Here is a 15,951-nt window from a genome sequence, read left to right as displayed (position 1 = left end):
CATGGATATTCAAAACGCCAATCAAGGGCTGGCCGGGCGCTCCAAGCTGTTCTGGGGTGGCGCCATTCTCGTTGTGGGTCTGCTCGGGGCCGCCACCTGGTGGGTCTATCAGCCCAGCTACGTCGCGTTGTACAAGAACGCCAGCGAAGCGGACCAGGCGGAAATCCTGGCCACGCTCAGCCAGTGGCAGGTGCCGTATCGCATCAATGCCGCCGAGGGCGTGGTCGAGGTGCCCGCGGCGGATCTGGCCAATGCGCGGATGCGCATGGTGGAAGCTGGCGTGCCTGCACGGGTCGGCGTCGGCTTCGAGATCTTCGACCAGGCGGACTACGGCATGTCCGAATTCAGCCAGAAGATCAACTACCAGCGCGCGCTGGAGGGTGAGTTGGCGCGAACGGTGATGAGCATCGCCGAGGTGCAGTCGGCGCGGGTGCATCTGACTTTCCGCAAGACTTCGCTGTACCAGCCCCAGGAAGAAAAGCCCAAGGCATCCGTCGTGGTACGCCTGCGCAGCGGAGAAGAGCTGGATGCCAGCCGGGTGCGCGGTATCCAGCAACTGGTCGCTTCCGCTGTCGAGGGCATGGAGCAGGAACATGTGGTGGTGCTGGACGAGAATGGCCGCCTGCTGAGCGTGGGGGATGCCGTCCTGGCGGTGCCCGATCACCTGAGGATGGCCGAGCAGATGGAAGCCGAGCTGCAAGGCAAGGCCCAGCAACTGCTGGTGGGGCCCCTGGGCAAGGCTGGCGCCAAGGTATCGGTGCGAGTCCAGCTGAATTTCGACAGGGTCAAGTCGGTCAAGGAACTCCCCCTGCTGCCGGGCGGCAAGAATGCGGTGCAGCGCGAGAGGCAAGTCAACTCCAACGAGTCGTCCTCGGGCGATACCAGCAGCAAGCGGGCACAGACCACCCGCGAGACCGATTTCGTACTGGGCAAGGAGCGCGCGGAAGTCGAGCACGCCACGGGCAGAGTCGAGCGCATCAGCGTCGGGGTGGTGCTGGCAGAGGCGTTGCCTGCGCAGGGCGTGAAGGAAATCCGCGAGCTGCTGGAGGCTGCATTGGGCCTCGATGCCGAGCGAGGCGACCGTATCGTGATCGCGCACATTCCGTCCCGGGTACCGCTCGAGGCGGGGGGCGACGAGCTGGAGCCCGCCGCTCCGGCCCAGGTGTCCGAACCGCCCAGGGTGCAGGCATCCCCGGAGTCCGGGAAAGACTCCTCGTTGTTCGGCCTCTCGCGTACAGCGCTGATCGCGTTGTTGCTGGCGGCGGTCGCCCTGGCCTTCCTGCCACTCCTGTTGCGCAGGAGACGAGCAGTCGTCCAGGTACAACAGCCTCGCTTGTCGTCCGTCGAGCGTGAGCAGCTTCTGCATGACCTGCGCCGCTGGCTGCAGGATGGTCGGTGATCCGATGAGCCTTTCTCTGCGCAAACTCGCCATCCGCCTGGCCTGCGTACACCACGAGGACCGGGACTGGATACTGCGTCAGCTGGGGCCTGACGAGCGCCGGCAATTGGAAGAGCTGCTGCAGGACATCAATCTGCTCGGCCTGGCGGCCGATCCGACGATCGTCGAGGCGGTGATGAACGACGCGGAGCACGGCTCGCCGCAGGCCGCTCTCCCGAGTGGCCCGCTGCACAGCGAGGCGCCGCCATTCTGGCTGGCGCTCGCTCTGCAGTCGCTGGCGCCGGAGCTTCGGCGTTCGTATCTGGATGGCAGCAGGCCCGGCTTGCTCAAGTGGCACAAGCAGTTCGCCGATGAGGTGTTGCCGCCCGCGTTGTTGCAGCACCTGAAGACCCAACTCGAAGCGCGGGATGGCACGCATGAGCGCACCTGAATCCAGCGCCGGCGCGGTGGTACGCACGGAAACCAGGAGCCTCGGGACCAGGCGTCTGCCATTGGCCCAGTCTGCCGAGTTCGCCGATGCTCCTGCCAGCGCTCAGCGGCAGCCGGACCTGGCCAGCCTGCGGGCGACATTTGCGGGCGAACTCGCGGTGCTGGAAGACGAGGTCCGGACTCGAGCGCTGGCCGAGGCCAGGCAGGCTGCCGAGCTTGAGCTGGCCGATGCCCGGGAAAAGCTGCAGGCGGAGCTGTCGGCGAAGCTGAGCGAACAGATGCAGGCCCAGCAGCAAACCATGGAGCGACAGCGTGCACAGCTCGAGGCGCTGATCGGCGAGCTGGAGGTCCAGAAAGCGCGGATGGCCGAGACGATGGAGCCGGTAATAGGGCGCCTGACCCTTGCCGTCGTGCTGCGTCTGCTTGGGCGGCATGCTGCCGAGCGTGTGCTGGTGGCCGATCTGGCCACGCATGCCGTGGAGCAGTATCGCCTGGATCATCCGTTGCACATTCGCGTCGCGGAAGCCGACTACCACAGCATTCTGGCAAGCAGTGCGGACCCGGCGTTGAAGGCCGCATTGCAGGTCGATCACGATGCCGCCGTCGGCAGTTGCATCATCGACTTCGGCGTCGGGCAACTGGATGCCGGGCTGGAAACCCAGTGGGATGCGCTGAAGCAGGTGTTGCTGGCAACGGAGCAGGGGAGTGGCGAGCATGTGGCAGCGCTTTGAGAGCCTGACGCTCTCCCGCGTCGCCCAGGTCGACCTGTGTCGGCGAGTGGGCCGTCTCACCGCGATACAAGGCATGGTGCTCGAAGCCACGGGCCTGGATGTCAGGCTTGGCGAACTGGTGGATATCATGCCCGCCCGTGGTGGCGCCGTCGTCGTCGCCGAAGTGGTCGGGTTGAGAGGCGACCAGACGCTGCTCATGCCCCATGGCGCAGTGGACGGGCTGTGCCTGTCCAGCGAGGTGACCGCCCGTGGCGAGACCGCCAGTATCCCCGTCGGCGATGCGCTGCTCGGACGGGTGCTGGATGCCACCTGCGAACCACTGGACGACCTGCCCCTGCCGAAGGGATTGCAGCGCAAGCCGCGTTTCGTCGCGCCTATCAATCCGCTGCACCGCGCGCCTATCCAGAAAGCGCTGGTGACCGGGGTGAAGGCCGTCGATGTGTTCATTCCCCTGGGGCGCGGCCAGCGCGTAGGCATCTTTGCCGGCAGCGGCGTCGGCAAGAGCACGTTGCTCGGCATGATGAGCAAGTACGCCGAGGCCGATGTGATCGTGATCGCGCTGATCGGCGAGCGCGGGCGGGAGGTCGGCGACTTCATTCGAGACAGCCTGGGCCCGGAGGGGCTGAAGAAGGCCGTGGTCATCGCGGCGGCGGCGGAGCAGCCCGCCGTGCTGCGCAGGCAGGCCGCCTATACCGCCACCACCATTGCCGAATGGTTCCGTGCCCAGGGGCGTCATGTGCTGCTGATCATGGACTCCATCACCCGCTTCGCGCTGGCTCAGCGCGAGATTGGCCTGGCTACCGGCGAACCCATGGGTAGCCGGGGCTATCCGCCTTCGGTCTTTTCCCTGCTGCCTCCACTGATGGAGCGGGCCGGCGCCTTGATGGGGCAGGGCTCCATCACCGGGGTGTATACCGTGCTGGTCGAGGGCGACGACATGAACGAGCCGGTCGCCGACCACATGCGCGCGATCCTCGACGGCCACATCGTGCTCAGCCGTGCCATCGCCGCGCGGGGGCAATGGCCGGCCATCGACGTGATGCACAGCATCAGTCGCCTGGCAGGCGCGCTGCGCGATGCCGAGCAGAAGCACACTGTCGAACGCATCTGCAGCGCGCTGGGTACCTACCAGCAGAGCGCCGACCTGATCGAGCTGGGTGCCTATGAAAGTGGCTCGCACCCCGTCCTGGATCGGATGATCGCCCTCAAGCCCAAGCTGGACGATCTGCTCAAGCAGGCTCCCGACCAGCATGTTCCCGTCGAACATTCGTGGCAGGCGGCACAGGGACTGGCGCAGCGCCTGAGCGAGAGCGGCCATGCAGCCTGAACAGAAGCGCCTTCGCCAGATGACTGCGATCGTGCGGCTGCGCGCCTTGCAGAGTGAAAAGACCGAGCGTACCCATGCCCGTAAACTCAAGGCCTTGCAGCAGTCGCAAGAGGTCTTGCGCGAGCGGCGGGACGACTATGAGCAGGTGCTGAGCCGTTACCAGCATCAGCAGGAGCAGGGGCTGGTGCTTGATCCGTTGCTGCATGAGCAGCGCCTGCAAGGCCTGCTGACCATGCAGGGCGCGGTAGCCGAACAGCAGGCCAGGGTAGGCGAGGCGCGCGGCGAGTTCGAAGCCGCCAGGCTGGCGCTCAGCGAGGCCCGCGTGGACGAGCGAATCGCGCAGAAGGCCCGTGAGTGCGCATGGGAGAGCGTGCAGCGGTATCGCAGCCAGCAAGAACTGATCGATATCTTCGATGCCCAGCAGGCGGGGGATCCGCATGGAACTTAAACTGGGCGCATCGCTCTGGCTCGCCCTGCCAGATGCCAAGCCCATGGCCCCACAGCTGGAGCAGGCCAAGGATCTGACCAAGGACCTCGGGGATTTCGGCAAGAAGCTGGGATTGCCTGTCGCGCAGGTGACGCCGCCTGAGGTCGAAGCGCCCAAGATACCCCGGCCGCAACCCCTGGACGAACTCTACGTATGGGGAGGGTTGGCGGGACACCATCTTTCCTATATGCCGGGCTCGTTCGGAGTGGGAGCGGTTTCTCCGGCGACGCCGAGCCAGGCACAAGCGAGTCCCGTGGCGCAGGAGGCGGTTGCCTTGCGGGAGACGGATCCGCTTCCTCGCTCGGCCAGCGGCTCTCCGGAAACCGCCGCGCCACTCTCGTTGCCGCGAGGTCCGCAGTCCGCCATGGACCCCATGAAGCCACTCCCCGAGCAGGGACATCTGGCTGCATTCCTGACCCAGCGCTGGCCTGAGCGTCGGCTTCTGCTGCTGCCGCGGGATGACGGCACCGAGGTGATCATCCGTGACTTCCACCTTTCGGAGGAGGAGCAGAACACGCTGGCCAGGGACCTGCAGCAATTCCTGCACAACACCGGCGAGCCGCTGGGACAGATCTGGGCCAATGGCCGGCTTGTCTGGCGCCGTGAGCCGATCCAATGACAACGACACAGGAGTGACTGCATGGCAATCGATGCGATCGGCAATGCGCTGTCATCGACGACATCCGAGCTGACCCAGAGCCAACTGGGGCAGGAAGATTTCATCAAGCTGTTTCTCACCGAGCTGACCTTCCAGGACCCGCTGGAGCCCATCGACAACCGCGAATTCCTTGCGCAGATGGCTCAGTTCGCCAATCTGGAGCAGACCCGGGTCAGCAACGAGAACAGCGAGAACCTGGTGATCATGAATGCAACCGCCCAGTCGCTGGGCCTGCTCGGGCGCCAGGTGGAGGTCACCAACCAGAGCGGTGGTTCCACCATCGGCTCGGTCACGGCCATCAGTTTTTCCGCCAGCGGCCCGCTCCTGAGCGTGAAACAGGCCGACGGCTCGGTGCAGACAGACGTGCGCATGGCACAGATCAAATTGGTCAGGATTTAAGGAGGGAGCATGCTCCAGGCATTTTTCAACGGGCTCAGCGGACTGTTCACCTTCTCCAAGGGGCTGGATAACGTTTCCAACAACGTGTCGAACATGAACACGCCGGGCTTCCGTGGCAGCGACACCTTCTATCGCAGTGTCGGTGGCCAGGATGGGCGGGGCCTGGGCTCCAGCGTGGCAGGCACCGAGGTCCGCACCAAGCCGGGCGACGTCAGGCAGACCGGCAACCAGACCGATCTGGCCATCAGCGGTGCCGGCTACTTCGTGCTGCGTGATGATTCCGGCGAGACTTTCTACACCCGCTCCGGACAGTTCCAGATAGACAGCAAGGGCTTTCTGGTGGACGCCGTGTCCCAGAAGCGCGTAGCCGGCATCAGCCCGAGCGGCACACTGGTCGATATCAACATCAGCGACCAGCGCAGCCTGCCGCCCAAGCCGACCACCCGCGTGGAAATGGTCGGTACGTTGGCGCGTACCGGCCCCACCGAGCTTTCGCACAAGGTCAGCAACATCCAGGTCTTCGACGCCTCCGGCGCCACCCACAGCCTCAGCGTCGAGTTCGAGCAACTGCCAACGCCGCCGAACAGCTGGTCGGCCAAGGTGTTCGACAGCACCGGCGTCATGCTGCACAGCGGCACTATCACCTTCGGTGCCGACGGCACGCCGCAGGCCGGCTTCAACAGCCTGAGCTTCTCGATGGGGGAGCAACTGATCACCCTCGACTTCGGCACCCCCGGCAGTTTCAACTTGGCATCGCAGGTGGCCAGCGGTCCCAACCATACCCTGGGCGCCAAGGTGGTCGACGGCAGCGCCGTAGCGGGCCTCAGCTCGCTGGCCTTCGACGAGAAGGGTGTCGTCAAATTCACCTACTCCAATGGCGAAAAGCGCGATGGCAGCCAGTTGGCGCTGGCGGACTTCTTCGACGAGACGGCCCTGATCGTGAAGGAGAATTCCCTCTACCGCGCACCCGACTCGATGCCGCCGAGCTACGGTCGTCCGGGCGAGGGTCCCTTTGGCCGCATCCAGGGCGGTTACCTGGAACTGTCCAACGTCGATCTTGCCCAGGAGTTCGGCGACATCCTCATCATTCAGCGCGGCTATCAGGCCAGCTCGCGGGTGATGACGGTCTCCAACGAGCTGATCGAGCAGCTCTACAACGGTACACGTGGTGGCTAAGCCAATGAGAGCGTTGGGATTTGTTGGCGCCACTCGCAGGGCGGCCGCCGAGCGTGTATTGCCTGCGGCGATCCGCCAGTGGCAGGAACAGTGGTGCTTCCAGGGCGACGAGAAGATGGTTTTCGAATGCCTGGAGGGGAGCGAGACGATTGCTCCGGTCGCCGAGGGCGAGTGGAAACTGGCGGAGACCGACAAGGGCAATCTGTGGATTGCTGCCCACTGGCGTCGCCTGGTGTTCGGTCGCTTTGCCACCGAGGCGCCGCAGGACGCGACCAGCGTTCAACTGCTCGTAGCCGCCCAGCAGGCGCTGGCTGCGGGCCTGCTGGATGCTCTGGCGGTATCGGCGGTATCTGTGCGGGACGCGAAACCCGATCTGGGGTTGCCGATGAGTGCGCGTCTCTTGCTGTGTGCCGACTTCGGCGATCTGCAGTTGCTGGTACTGGCGGACGCCTCCCTGCTGGCGGGGTTCTTGCCGGCAGCCAAGCAGTTGCTGCCGCTGGTCGCCCGGGCCAAGGCCATCGGCGGGGCCCGCTTGACGGTCAAGGTGAGCCTGCCGTTCTCCAGCCTGACAGTCGGCGAGGCCAACGGCCTGCGCGCTGGCGACATCCTGCAGGGCGATACCCATTTCCTGGAGCCGCTGAGTCTGGTGGCAGGGGACAACCAGGCAGTTGCCAAGGGCTATCTCGCCCGCAAAGGCGAACATCTCGCGCTGCAGTTGGCGGCGCATGAGCAGTAAGGAGCATATGAAGTGAGCGTCACCATCGACACCCTGGAGCTCGAAGAGGCCCGGGAACAAATCAACAACCAGTCCCCCAATCTGATCAGCCGCGACATGGAGCTGATCAAGCACGTCAAGGTCGGGCTGGTGGTTGAGCTGGGCACGGCCGAGATGACCGTGGACCAGCTGTTCGCCCTCAAGGCGGGCGACGTGGTCAAGCTGCTGGAGCAGGTCACCGAGCCGGCTTCGCTGTGCATCGACGGCAAGCGCGTGGCGCGCGGCAACCTGGTGGCCGTGGAAGATAACTTCGGGCTGCAGCTGACGGAAATCCTGTGACGGCAGAAACCACTGTGGCCACGGCCCAGGGCGTGGCTGCCGGCACGCTGCCGCTGCGCCAGGGCGACCCCATCTCGCTGGCTTTCATCATCAAGACCATGCTGGTCATGGTGCTGTTGCTGCTGGCCGTCTATCTCGTGTTGCGCTGGTATTCCCGGCGTGGCCTGGTCGTGCCCGCGGCTGTGGTGGCTGCGGAGTTGCACTGCGTGCGCGAGCTGCGCCTGTCAGCGCGTACCCGTGCCTACCTGCTCGATGCCGATGGCCAGCGCCTGCTCGTCACCGAGTCCGCCACCGGTGTCACTGTTACGCCGCTGGAGCGCACCGAGCGCGAGTCTGGAGCGACCTCATGAAGCGTCTGCTGATCGCCTCGCTTGCATGCCTGGCACCTCTCTACGCGCAGGCCGACGAACTGGCCAGCTGGGAGAGCCTGAAGTTCGGCGCCGACTCGCCCATCAGCATCTTTGCCCTGCTGACGGCACTGTCTTTCCTGCCGTTCATGATGATTGCGCTGACCACCTTCACCCGTAACATCGTGGTCCTGTCGTTCGTCCGCCATGCCCTGGGGCTGCAAACCACGCCGCCCAACATCGTGCTGATCGTGCTGGCGGCCTTCCTTACCCTGTTCGTCATGGCGCCGACCCTGGAGCGCTCCTACGATGCCGGGGCCAAGCCCTACCTGGCCGGCCAACTCGGCCCGGAGGAGGCTGCTCAGGGCGCCTGGCAGCCAGTGCGCGACTTCATGATCCGGCAAACCCACGAGGACGACCTGCGGCTGATCTACGGCCTCGCCAAGGAGTCGCTACCTGCCAGCGCCGAGCAGGTCTCACCGGTCAAGCTGATCCCGGCATTCATGCTCAGCGAACTGAAGATCGCGTTCCAGATCGGCTTCATGATCTTCCTGCCATTCCTGATCATCGACCTGATCGTCGCGGCCATCCTCATGTCGCTCGGCATGATCATGGTGCCGCCCATCACCATCTCGCTGCCGCTGAAGGTCATGCTGTTCCTGTTGATCGATGGCTGGGGGCTGGTCTCCCAGACGCTGATTCGCAGCGTCGGCTGACCGGTGCATGGAGCGCGAGCGCAAGGACCGCGATCCGGAGGCCGAGCGGACGCTGTGGCAGCGCTGGCAGACCCGGCGCGACGCCCAGACCCGCGCCGAGCTGTTCGACTTCTACGCCACCTGGTCACGGATGCTTGCCGGCCACTATCACGGTCGTTATCCGCACCCACTGGCCGAATACGCCGACTACGTCAGCCTGGCTTCGATGGGCCTGCTCCAGGCCATCGATGGCTTCGACCCGACGCTGGGCACCCGTTTTAAGAGCTATGCCGAGCCCTTCATCAAGGGCGCGGTGCTCAAGGGCCTTTCCTGCTACGTCAGGGACCAGCAGCAGACCACTCGCGAGCGCCTGCTCAGCGTGGCCGGCGAGGCGGAGGAGGGCGACGACCTCGCCGCCATCGTCAATCTCACCGTCGGCCTCGCCTTCGGCTACTTCCTCGAGGTGGGAATCCTCGATGCCGATCTCTACGACAACGACCCCTCCAGCCTCTACGAACGCGAGAGCGGCATGGAGACCCTGGCCTATCTGGTGGAGCAGCTCACCGATGGCGAGCGCCAGGTGATCACCGGGCACTACTACCAGCAACTCAGCTTCGTGCAGATCAGCGAGATGATGGGAGTGAGCAAGGCGCGCGTGTCGCAGCTGCACGGGCAGGGTTTGAAGAAGCTGCGAAGGTTGTATGAGCAGGTAAGTTAGAAACGAGAAACGGGGACAGATCACGGTTCAGGGGGGCAAGGCCGCTCACTCCCTTCCTAGGCCTGCCCGGCTTACCTGGCGTTACCCGCCGTCCTAGCGCTAGCTCCACCTCTTCGGTAAATCTCTGGGTGCCGAGCGTGTAGTTACCGTTGGTAGCCGCGCGAAGCTGATCCACCAGGCTAGGATTGAGCTCATGCTGGAAGGGTTCTCGATAGCTCGTGGCGCGGGCCTCCGCACTATCACCCAGTGACTCATACACGGGATGCGGCTTGCGCAGTCCATGCAGTTCCGCCTGAGCGTTGGACCTATAGCTGGACCAATAGCAGCTCAGCAGATAGGCATCATCCTGAACCAGGCAGGAGCGAAAGCGGCCCTCCCACAGAGTGCCACTGCGTCGATAGGTGCGCTTGAGGTAGTGCACATAGCACTCGCCCAGCCCCTTCATCAGTAGCCCAGCGCTTGCCGCCTCATGCGGTGTCAGCAGCAGGTGAAAGTGGTTGGTCATCAGGCACCAGGCATGGATGTCACAGCCATGCTTGTCCGCCTGCTCGGCTAGATATTCCAAATAGAACTGGTAATCCTCGTCGGCGTAGAAGCAGGCGGAGCTGTTATTGTCGCGTTGAATCAGGTGCAGGGTGACACTGAGGGAGTGAGGCTCGGGCTCTGCGTGGCATAGGAAGATCCTTTTCCCTATGCACGGCTAGAGGGTGGATCGGGGGCGGGAGTATGAACAAGGCAGGGGGTAGTTGATTTTCTGGGCAGAAAATCGTCTTCTGCCCCATATTGCTTTGTTTTAGCTATTTACAAAACCAAATTAATGCCTGAATGCTTACTTAGAAACTGTTCTTGATCCTCGTCAGCAATAAGTGCCTGTATCGCTGCAGGAATCTTCGTTCGAGAAATGCGAATGCCATCCATGCACGAAGAGCACCAAATCAATTTCCAGCCAAATTCACTACCAGGGAAGCCAAAATATTGATACGAAAGACCTACTGAGCTGCAGGCCGGACATGGGCATCGAGCATATTCGGAGTCGCTAATAGGCAAGTTCTTTATCCAGTCAAGATAAGTGAGGCTCTTGTTCATTATTCAAATCCCCCAAGTTGCCCAGTTTTGTTTTTCTGATAATACTGCCAGAAGCTATCCTCAATACCATGAGCAGCACCTTCATTGAGTCGGAGCTCTTGATTCATGCGTAGAGGCTCGTTTGAAAATCGATTCGGGTGGCCATATAAATCAATTTGCATTGTGTGGGTCCGTTCATGGCCAAGAGTTTTTACAAGCTGCTCTATGTTTGTGAATGCATCCGGATAAAGATCAATTGACCCATTTGGATGCGTATATCCGTACAGGTCTTTACCGATAAGATCTGGGTCTCGAACAATGCGAACTTTTACACCTTGCATACCAACCCCGCCTTCAAATGCAGCTTGTTTCACATACCTCATCTGCATAGGTACTTTCAGGCCAGAAAACTCACCGGTATTGGCAGTCTTTCGGAACAGATCAACGGACACTGTATCTGGGGCACGAGTAAACAGTTTGGCACCACCAATCCCGCCAGCCAGTACCCCCAAGCTAGCTACCCCCCACTCAACACCATCAGTAAGCTGCCCATAAGTAAGATCGGTACCCAGCACCGAATGCCTTCGATACGCCTCAATATCAGCATAATTCTGAGCCGTATCGTTTATGCCTAAGAAGTTAAGTATTTTGCCGCCAACTCCACGCTCCTGATCGAGTGTGAGAGTGGTCGGGAACAGGTCTCCTACTCCTGCCATCTGAGCAAATCGCTTAATCGCCCCCACTCCGTAGCTGCCTTTTATAGGAGAGGCAATTCCTGTGGGGTAGACAGTCTCGACAGGTGCCAAGCAAACCATCCCGCTCGCATCCACGCTAGCAACAAGCTCTTGAACCGGCCTGGCCTTGACTGATAATGGGTTGGCTGCGGATCTAGGCGCCACACTCGCCCGCCGTGCCGTCGGCAAGTCGCGGAATGCATTCCCCCCATATTCACCAACCAGTTCCGGATCAAGCCCATACCCTCCCCAGCTCGCGAAATCCTGAGAGCTTTGCTCGAATTCCAGAGCATTTCGGTCGAACGCATCCTCCACACGCGCCCGGGCTCGGGTCAGTTCTCCATCGGTCCACTCAGCAAGGCGCTCTCTCGTTCCAGCCGCACGCATCTCATCGACAATCCAATTGCCCAGAGAATTGCCAAATGCATCGGTAGCTACCTGCCCATAGTTCGGCCGCGCGCCGCCGAACCATTTATCGCTCATCACAGCTGAGGCATGAGCGCCGACCTGATCGCCCAGTATCTTGCCGGTACGTCCCCACTGGGCCGCATTTTTACCCACAACACCTCCCACCGCCGCTCCGGCAGCTGAGGCAGCCACAGCTCTCCAACTAAAGGAGGTATCCAGCCCTACCACACGGTTAGCAATCTGGCCGGCAGCAAAATCGCTTACACCCTTGGCAGCATAGGCCGAGGCGACTTGCCATGGATTGGCGTTCGCAGCCCCTCCACTAGTGATCTCGCCAGCTGCCTTCACCCAGCCAATATTACTGGCCTGAGCTAAATGGCCGATCCCGCCAGTGATACCGCCAGTCAAGGCACCTACTGCTACTTGGCTCCAGGAGAAACTATCTACCACCCCCATGGACATCCCTGCCAATTGCCCGGCAGCAGAGCCTACCGCCCCACCAATAGCCCCCGCGGCCATCGCCGTCCCCAGTGTTCCTGCTGCAAAGGTTCCGGTCGTGAGAGCAGTGACACCGCCAGCCCATGCTGCGGACGCCAACCCTCCAACCGTTGCTCCTGCCGCGGTCCCTGCCACTCCAATCGCAGCCAATGCCGCCCCCGCCGTAAACACAGCCGCCACCACGGCCACCACCACCATCACGATGCTACCCAAGCCCCCGCTCTTCTTCTTCTTCGGCTTCGGCGGCTTGAATTTGGCGGCTGGTGTCAGGTCGCCCGAGACTTCATTGGCATCGTAGGCCTTGAAGGTATCTGCGTTGTTGGAGTGGCTCCCTGCGATATTGGGAATGGTCAGCGTCGTGCCACGCTCCAGGGCGCTGCTGGCGCTCAGGCCGTTGGCGTCGGCAATCAGATACCACATGCTCGAATCACCCCAGATCTTCTGGGCGATGTTTTGCAGGGTGTCGCCGTCGACAATCACGTAGTTGGTCGGCGCCCGTTCCATCTCGTTGGGGGAGATGGAGGCGATGGTGTCGTAGATTTCCGGAGTACTGTTGTTGCCGACGCTGGCCAGGACGTTACCGTTGTGCATCACGTACGTCTGGGCAGAGGTGTTGTTGCCCTCGGTGCGCATGATCAACTGACCGTTGCGATCCGATGCGTAGCGGCGCGTGAAGACGGTATTGCCTGTGGCGGTAGCGCTCAGCAGGTCGCCACGCGCGCTGTACTCCATGGCCGTGTTGCCAGGCGTGCCCCTATTGATCGAGACGAAGATGTGCTGTTCTTTCCAAGAGCTGAAGCCAATGAAGGTGGTGTAATAGTCTCCAAACATGGTTGCATCGCCATTCTTGTCATAGACCGTATAGCGATAGCGCACCAGCAAACCTGCTGCGTCGTAACCAGGCGCGAGGTCGCGTTCTACTCCATCTACACCGATCACCCGGCTTTCATTGAAGAAGGTGTACTGGTAAGGCTTCCACTTGCTTCCGTTCCAGCGATCGACCAGCTGATTGTTCAGCTTGCCATCGCCACGGTAGGTATAAGTGGTACGGGTGCGCTCGTTGCCATTGACGTCTTCCTGATACACGCGGTTGTTGCGAGCATCGTAGTTGGCGCTGAAAATGAGGGTTGCATCGCCCAGCATCGAGCCATCGGAGGTATCCGGTCCCGTTTGTGCATTTCGGATCGAAGCTCGCTTGGTCGTGGTCAGCAGGGAGCCCAGATCGTTGTATGTGTAGTTCTTCAGCACATACTCATTACTGGGGTGGCCGAAGAAGTTGATGCTGCCCACGAACTCTTCGGACGATATCCGCTGGCCGATGGCGTTGTAGCCATAGGCCTGGCCCTTGCTTTGGCCATTGACCACGCCTGCGACGATCTGGCCTCGGCTGTTGAGGTATCCATCGTTGATGAGCACTCGCCCTTCCAGGTCGTACTTGAACCAGTTGTCCAGTTGCGTGCGCTTGCCTACCTGGTCGGTGGTGTCCATCGTCACGCGGCGGCGATTGCCGAATTCGTCGTAGTAGTACGAGAGGGAGTCGAGTCGGGCTGAGGGGGTTAGCAGGTCATGGTGACCGACGTGCTGGCCTCCTGTTTGTAGGCTCACGGTTTGCAGCCGGTTGAGTGCATCGTATTGATAGCGGGTTTCCAGCCCGCCGATTGTCATCGACGGCGTTCCATAACCCATGAGGGTGTTGTTGAACTCAAGTGTCTTGTTACCGTTGAGGTCGTATTGCGTTCCGGTGACATCCCAGTTCTGGGGTGTGCCTTCGATAACGAACTTGGTCAGGCCGTTGGCGAAGTAGTGATAGGTTTTCTCCGGACCGCCAGAAACATGTTCCGATGTTAGCTGGCCAAAGCCGTTGTAGGTGTAGCTGTAGTAGTGGTTACCCCAGTCCTTGTAGCCGGTCAGCAGTGAAAAGTCCCCGGCGGAGTAAGCCCACGTCTTGGTATTGCCGGCCCCGTCGGTTTCCACAACCTTGCGATTGAAGGCATCGTACTGGAAGCGGGTGTCCACCCCCGACTCCGTCCGTGCCCAGGTGATATTGCCGCGTTCATCATAGATGGTGTAGCGGGTGTTACCGGCGACTCCAGATGTGTAGGTCCTGCCGTCGCGACTATCCGCCACGTTGCGCAGTGTTTCCGCCGTTTCGACGGTACCGCTGATTTCCGCGTAGAGGCGGCCAGCTTGGTCATACTTGTTGGTCTGCAGAACTACGGCGACGTTGTTACGGACGATACCGTGGCTGGTCAGACGGTCCATCGCATCGTAGGTGTTGAACAGGGTATTTCCGACGGCATCCTTGGAGCCGACGCGATTGCCGTAAACGTCATATATGTAGAAGCGAGACGACCCCACTCCATCGATTTCCCACACCAGGTTGCCGCTGTTGTAGAGGTGATATCTCGTGCGCAGGACCGTGGTGGTTCCGCCCACGGGCATGGCAATGTCCTGCTCCACCACCAGGTTACCGGCGGCGTCGTAACCGTAGCTCTTGCGGATGGATGCGATGTAGCCGGTTCCGTTTTCACGATAGACGGTGACGTCTGGGCCGGTTTCCGTGATCAGCCTGTTCTCATGATCGTACCGATAGCTCGTCGAATAGCCCTTGGCGTCCGTGCGTGTCAGCACATTGCCCCAGCGGTCGACGACCTGCCTGATGATCGGTGTCACCTTGGGGGCATTTTCCGGCAGCTTGTTGTGCAGGGGGCTGCCGCTGGTATTGGCCTCGAATGCGGGGAGATGCTGCTCCACCGCCCTGCCGAGCTGGTCATTCAGGTAATAGGTGATGCGGTCGTCGGAGGAGTCAGTCAGGTTGCCATACTGTGCCGAGTAGGTCACCTTGCCGTTTATGTCATAGGCGAAGTGCTCTATCCCGACCTGCGCCGTCACCCGGTTCAGCACGCGGCCGTCGAGGTCGTAGTTGATCTTCTCCTGGAGTACTCCGTTGACTCTCTTCTCCGTGACTTCGCCAAAGCGGTTGTACGTCAGGCTGGTACGGCTGGAGGTTAGGGTCGGGGTCAGGATGTTGTAGACGTTGTACCAGTCGTTCGCAGCGATCTGCTGGCCCAGCTTGTCGTATTCGTAGGTTCGGCGGATGGTGTGCTTCATCGGCATGTTGACACCGAAGGGCGTCATGAAGGCTTCCGTGGTGATGTCGACCTCACGCTTCTCTTCGATCCGTCGCCCAGCCGCGTCCACCTTAAGGTACAGGTTCGAGCCGTTGGGCTCCATCTGCATGATGGCATTACCAGCAATGTCGTACTGGGTAATGCGGTAGCGAGTGCCGCCGGCTTGAACGCGGCCGTTGGCGTCGGCTCCTCCCTCCGTTACATGCAGAACCACTTGGCCGAAGGCGTTATAGGCATACCCCGAGATGGGGGAGGCCGTGACGGTTTCGAGTGCATAAGGGTTTACCTGGCCTGCGGCCGCGACGGTTGTCTGCGGTAGCGTGATTCTTGCCAGGCGGCCCATGGAGTCATAGGTATTGGTCGTGGTCGCGCCCAGCGCATCGGTACTGGTAATGATGTTGCCGGCGGCGTCATAGGTCAGCGTACTGCTGGTGATATTGCCCGATGTGACCTCCCTTACCTCTCCTAGCGCGATCCAGTACCGCACGTTCTCCTGGATGGTCTGGGTCACGCGCCCCATGGTGTCATAGGTGTAGCGGGTGCTTCGATCCTGGGACTGTGCGTTCGCTGCGGGTGCGTTTGGTCGAGTTACGTCGTTCCATTTGGTCAGTGCCGTGGCGTATTCGATTTTGCGCGTCACGTTGCCGTACGCATCGTATTCCAGCCTGGTGTAGTAGCCCCTGGCATCCACGCTG

15 protein-coding genes are annotated in these 15,951 nt (G+C 61.6%); 13 read left to right on the top strand and 2 right to left on the bottom strand.

Going from position 1 to position 15,951, the window contains the following annotated elements:
* The first annotated feature begins 1 nt into the window (after position 1).
* Genes fliF through N7640_RS17675 form a run of 13 tightly spaced genes read left to right on the top strand, consistent with a single transcriptional unit; the run spans position 2 to position 9,420 of the window.
* Entirely contained in the window at positions 2-1,399 is a 1,398-nt protein-coding gene (gene fliF / locus N7640_RS17735) for a flagellar basal-body MS-ring/collar protein FliF (protein ID WP_279905136.1), read from the top strand.
* 4 nt (positions 1,400-1,403) lie between these two features.
* On the top strand, positions 1,404-1,829 hold the full coding sequence (locus tag N7640_RS17730) for a hypothetical protein (RefSeq protein ID WP_279905137.1): 426 nt from the start codon (positions 1,404-1,406) through the stop codon (positions 1,827-1,829).
* Complete coding sequence (locus N7640_RS17725; protein WP_279905139.1) at positions 1,816-2,559, top strand: FliH/SctL family protein; 744 nt, start codon at positions 1,816-1,818, stop codon at positions 2,557-2,559. The genes N7640_RS17730 and N7640_RS17725 overlap by 14 nt, the downstream gene beginning before the upstream one ends.
* The gene (locus tag N7640_RS17720) at positions 2,543-3,886 is read left to right on the top strand and encodes a FliI/YscN family ATPase (protein ID WP_220815867.1); all 1,344 of its coding nucleotides are present in this window, start codon (positions 2,543-2,545) and stop codon (positions 3,884-3,886) included. The genes N7640_RS17725 and N7640_RS17720 overlap by 17 nt, the downstream gene beginning before the upstream one ends.
* Positions 3,876-4,334 carry a hypothetical protein gene (locus N7640_RS17715; protein WP_279905141.1) on the top strand — a complete coding sequence of 153 codons (459 nt, stop codon included), beginning with the start codon at positions 3,876-3,878 and terminating at the stop codon, positions 4,332-4,334. Before N7640_RS17720 ends, N7640_RS17715 begins: the two co-directional genes overlap by 11 nt.
* Positions 4,324-4,992 carry a hypothetical protein gene (locus tag N7640_RS17710; protein ID WP_279905143.1) on the top strand — a complete coding sequence of 223 codons (669 nt, stop codon included), beginning with the start codon at positions 4,324-4,326 and terminating at the stop codon, positions 4,990-4,992. The genes N7640_RS17715 and N7640_RS17710 overlap by 11 nt, the downstream gene beginning before the upstream one ends.
* Positions 4,993-5,013: 21 nt before the next feature.
* Positions 5,014-5,430, top strand: coding sequence for a flagellar hook capping FlgD N-terminal domain-containing protein (locus N7640_RS17705; RefSeq protein WP_220815864.1), 417 nt, complete (start codon positions 5,014-5,016; stop codon positions 5,428-5,430).
* A 9-nt stretch (positions 5,431-5,439) separates the two neighbouring features.
* Positions 5,440-6,606, top strand: coding sequence for a flagellar basal-body rod protein FlgF (gene flgF / locus N7640_RS17700; protein WP_220815863.1), 1,167 nt, complete (start codon positions 5,440-5,442; stop codon positions 6,604-6,606).
* A gap of 58 nt (positions 6,607-6,664) precedes the next feature.
* Positions 6,665-7,342 (top strand): FliM/FliN family flagellar motor C-terminal domain-containing protein, encoded by a 678-nt coding sequence (locus tag N7640_RS17695; protein WP_279905144.1) that lies wholly within the window; start codon positions 6,665-6,667, stop codon positions 7,340-7,342.
* Between the two features lie 12 nt (positions 7,343-7,354).
* Entirely contained in the window at positions 7,355-7,660 is a 306-nt protein-coding gene (locus N7640_RS17690; protein WP_279905145.1) for a FliM/FliN family flagellar motor switch protein, read from the top strand.
* Positions 7,657-8,010: a hypothetical protein gene (locus tag N7640_RS17685; RefSeq protein WP_279905146.1), complete on the top strand. Its 354-nt coding sequence runs from the start codon at positions 7,657-7,659 to the stop codon at positions 8,008-8,010. The genes N7640_RS17690 and N7640_RS17685 overlap by 4 nt, the downstream gene beginning before the upstream one ends.
* Positions 8,007-8,723: a flagellar type III secretion system pore protein FliP gene (gene fliP / locus N7640_RS17680; RefSeq protein ID WP_279905147.1), complete on the top strand. Its 717-nt coding sequence runs from the start codon at positions 8,007-8,009 to the stop codon at positions 8,721-8,723. The genes N7640_RS17685 and fliP overlap by 4 nt, the downstream gene beginning before the upstream one ends.
* Before the next feature lie 7 nt (positions 8,724-8,730).
* Positions 8,731-9,420 (top strand): sigma-70 family RNA polymerase sigma factor, encoded by a 690-nt coding sequence (locus tag N7640_RS17675; protein WP_279905149.1) that lies wholly within the window; start codon positions 8,731-8,733, stop codon positions 9,418-9,420.
* On the opposite strand, the gene N7640_RS17670 is transcribed toward N7640_RS17675, so the two are convergent.
* Positions 9,326-10,045 carry a transposase gene (locus N7640_RS17670; RefSeq protein ID WP_279905157.1) on the bottom strand — a complete coding sequence of 240 codons (720 nt, stop codon included), beginning with the start codon at positions 10,043-10,045 and terminating at the stop codon, positions 9,326-9,328. The genes N7640_RS17675 and N7640_RS17670 overlap by 95 nt on opposite strands.
* Positions 10,046-10,505: 460 nt before the next feature.
* Positions 10,506-15,896: a LysM peptidoglycan-binding domain-containing protein gene (locus N7640_RS17665; protein WP_279906216.1), complete on the bottom strand. Its 5,391-nt coding sequence runs from the start codon at positions 15,894-15,896 to the stop codon at positions 10,506-10,508.
* Positions 15,897-15,951: the final 55 nt, after the last annotated feature.

Source organism: Pseudomonas sp. GD04015, from assembly GCF_029837675.1.
GTDB lineage: Bacteria > Pseudomonadota > Gammaproteobacteria > Pseudomonadales > Pseudomonadaceae > Aquipseudomonas > Aquipseudomonas paralcaligenes.
The sequence above is the reverse complement of the archived record's forward strand: the minus strand, read 5'-3'. Positions and strand labels throughout refer to the sequence as shown.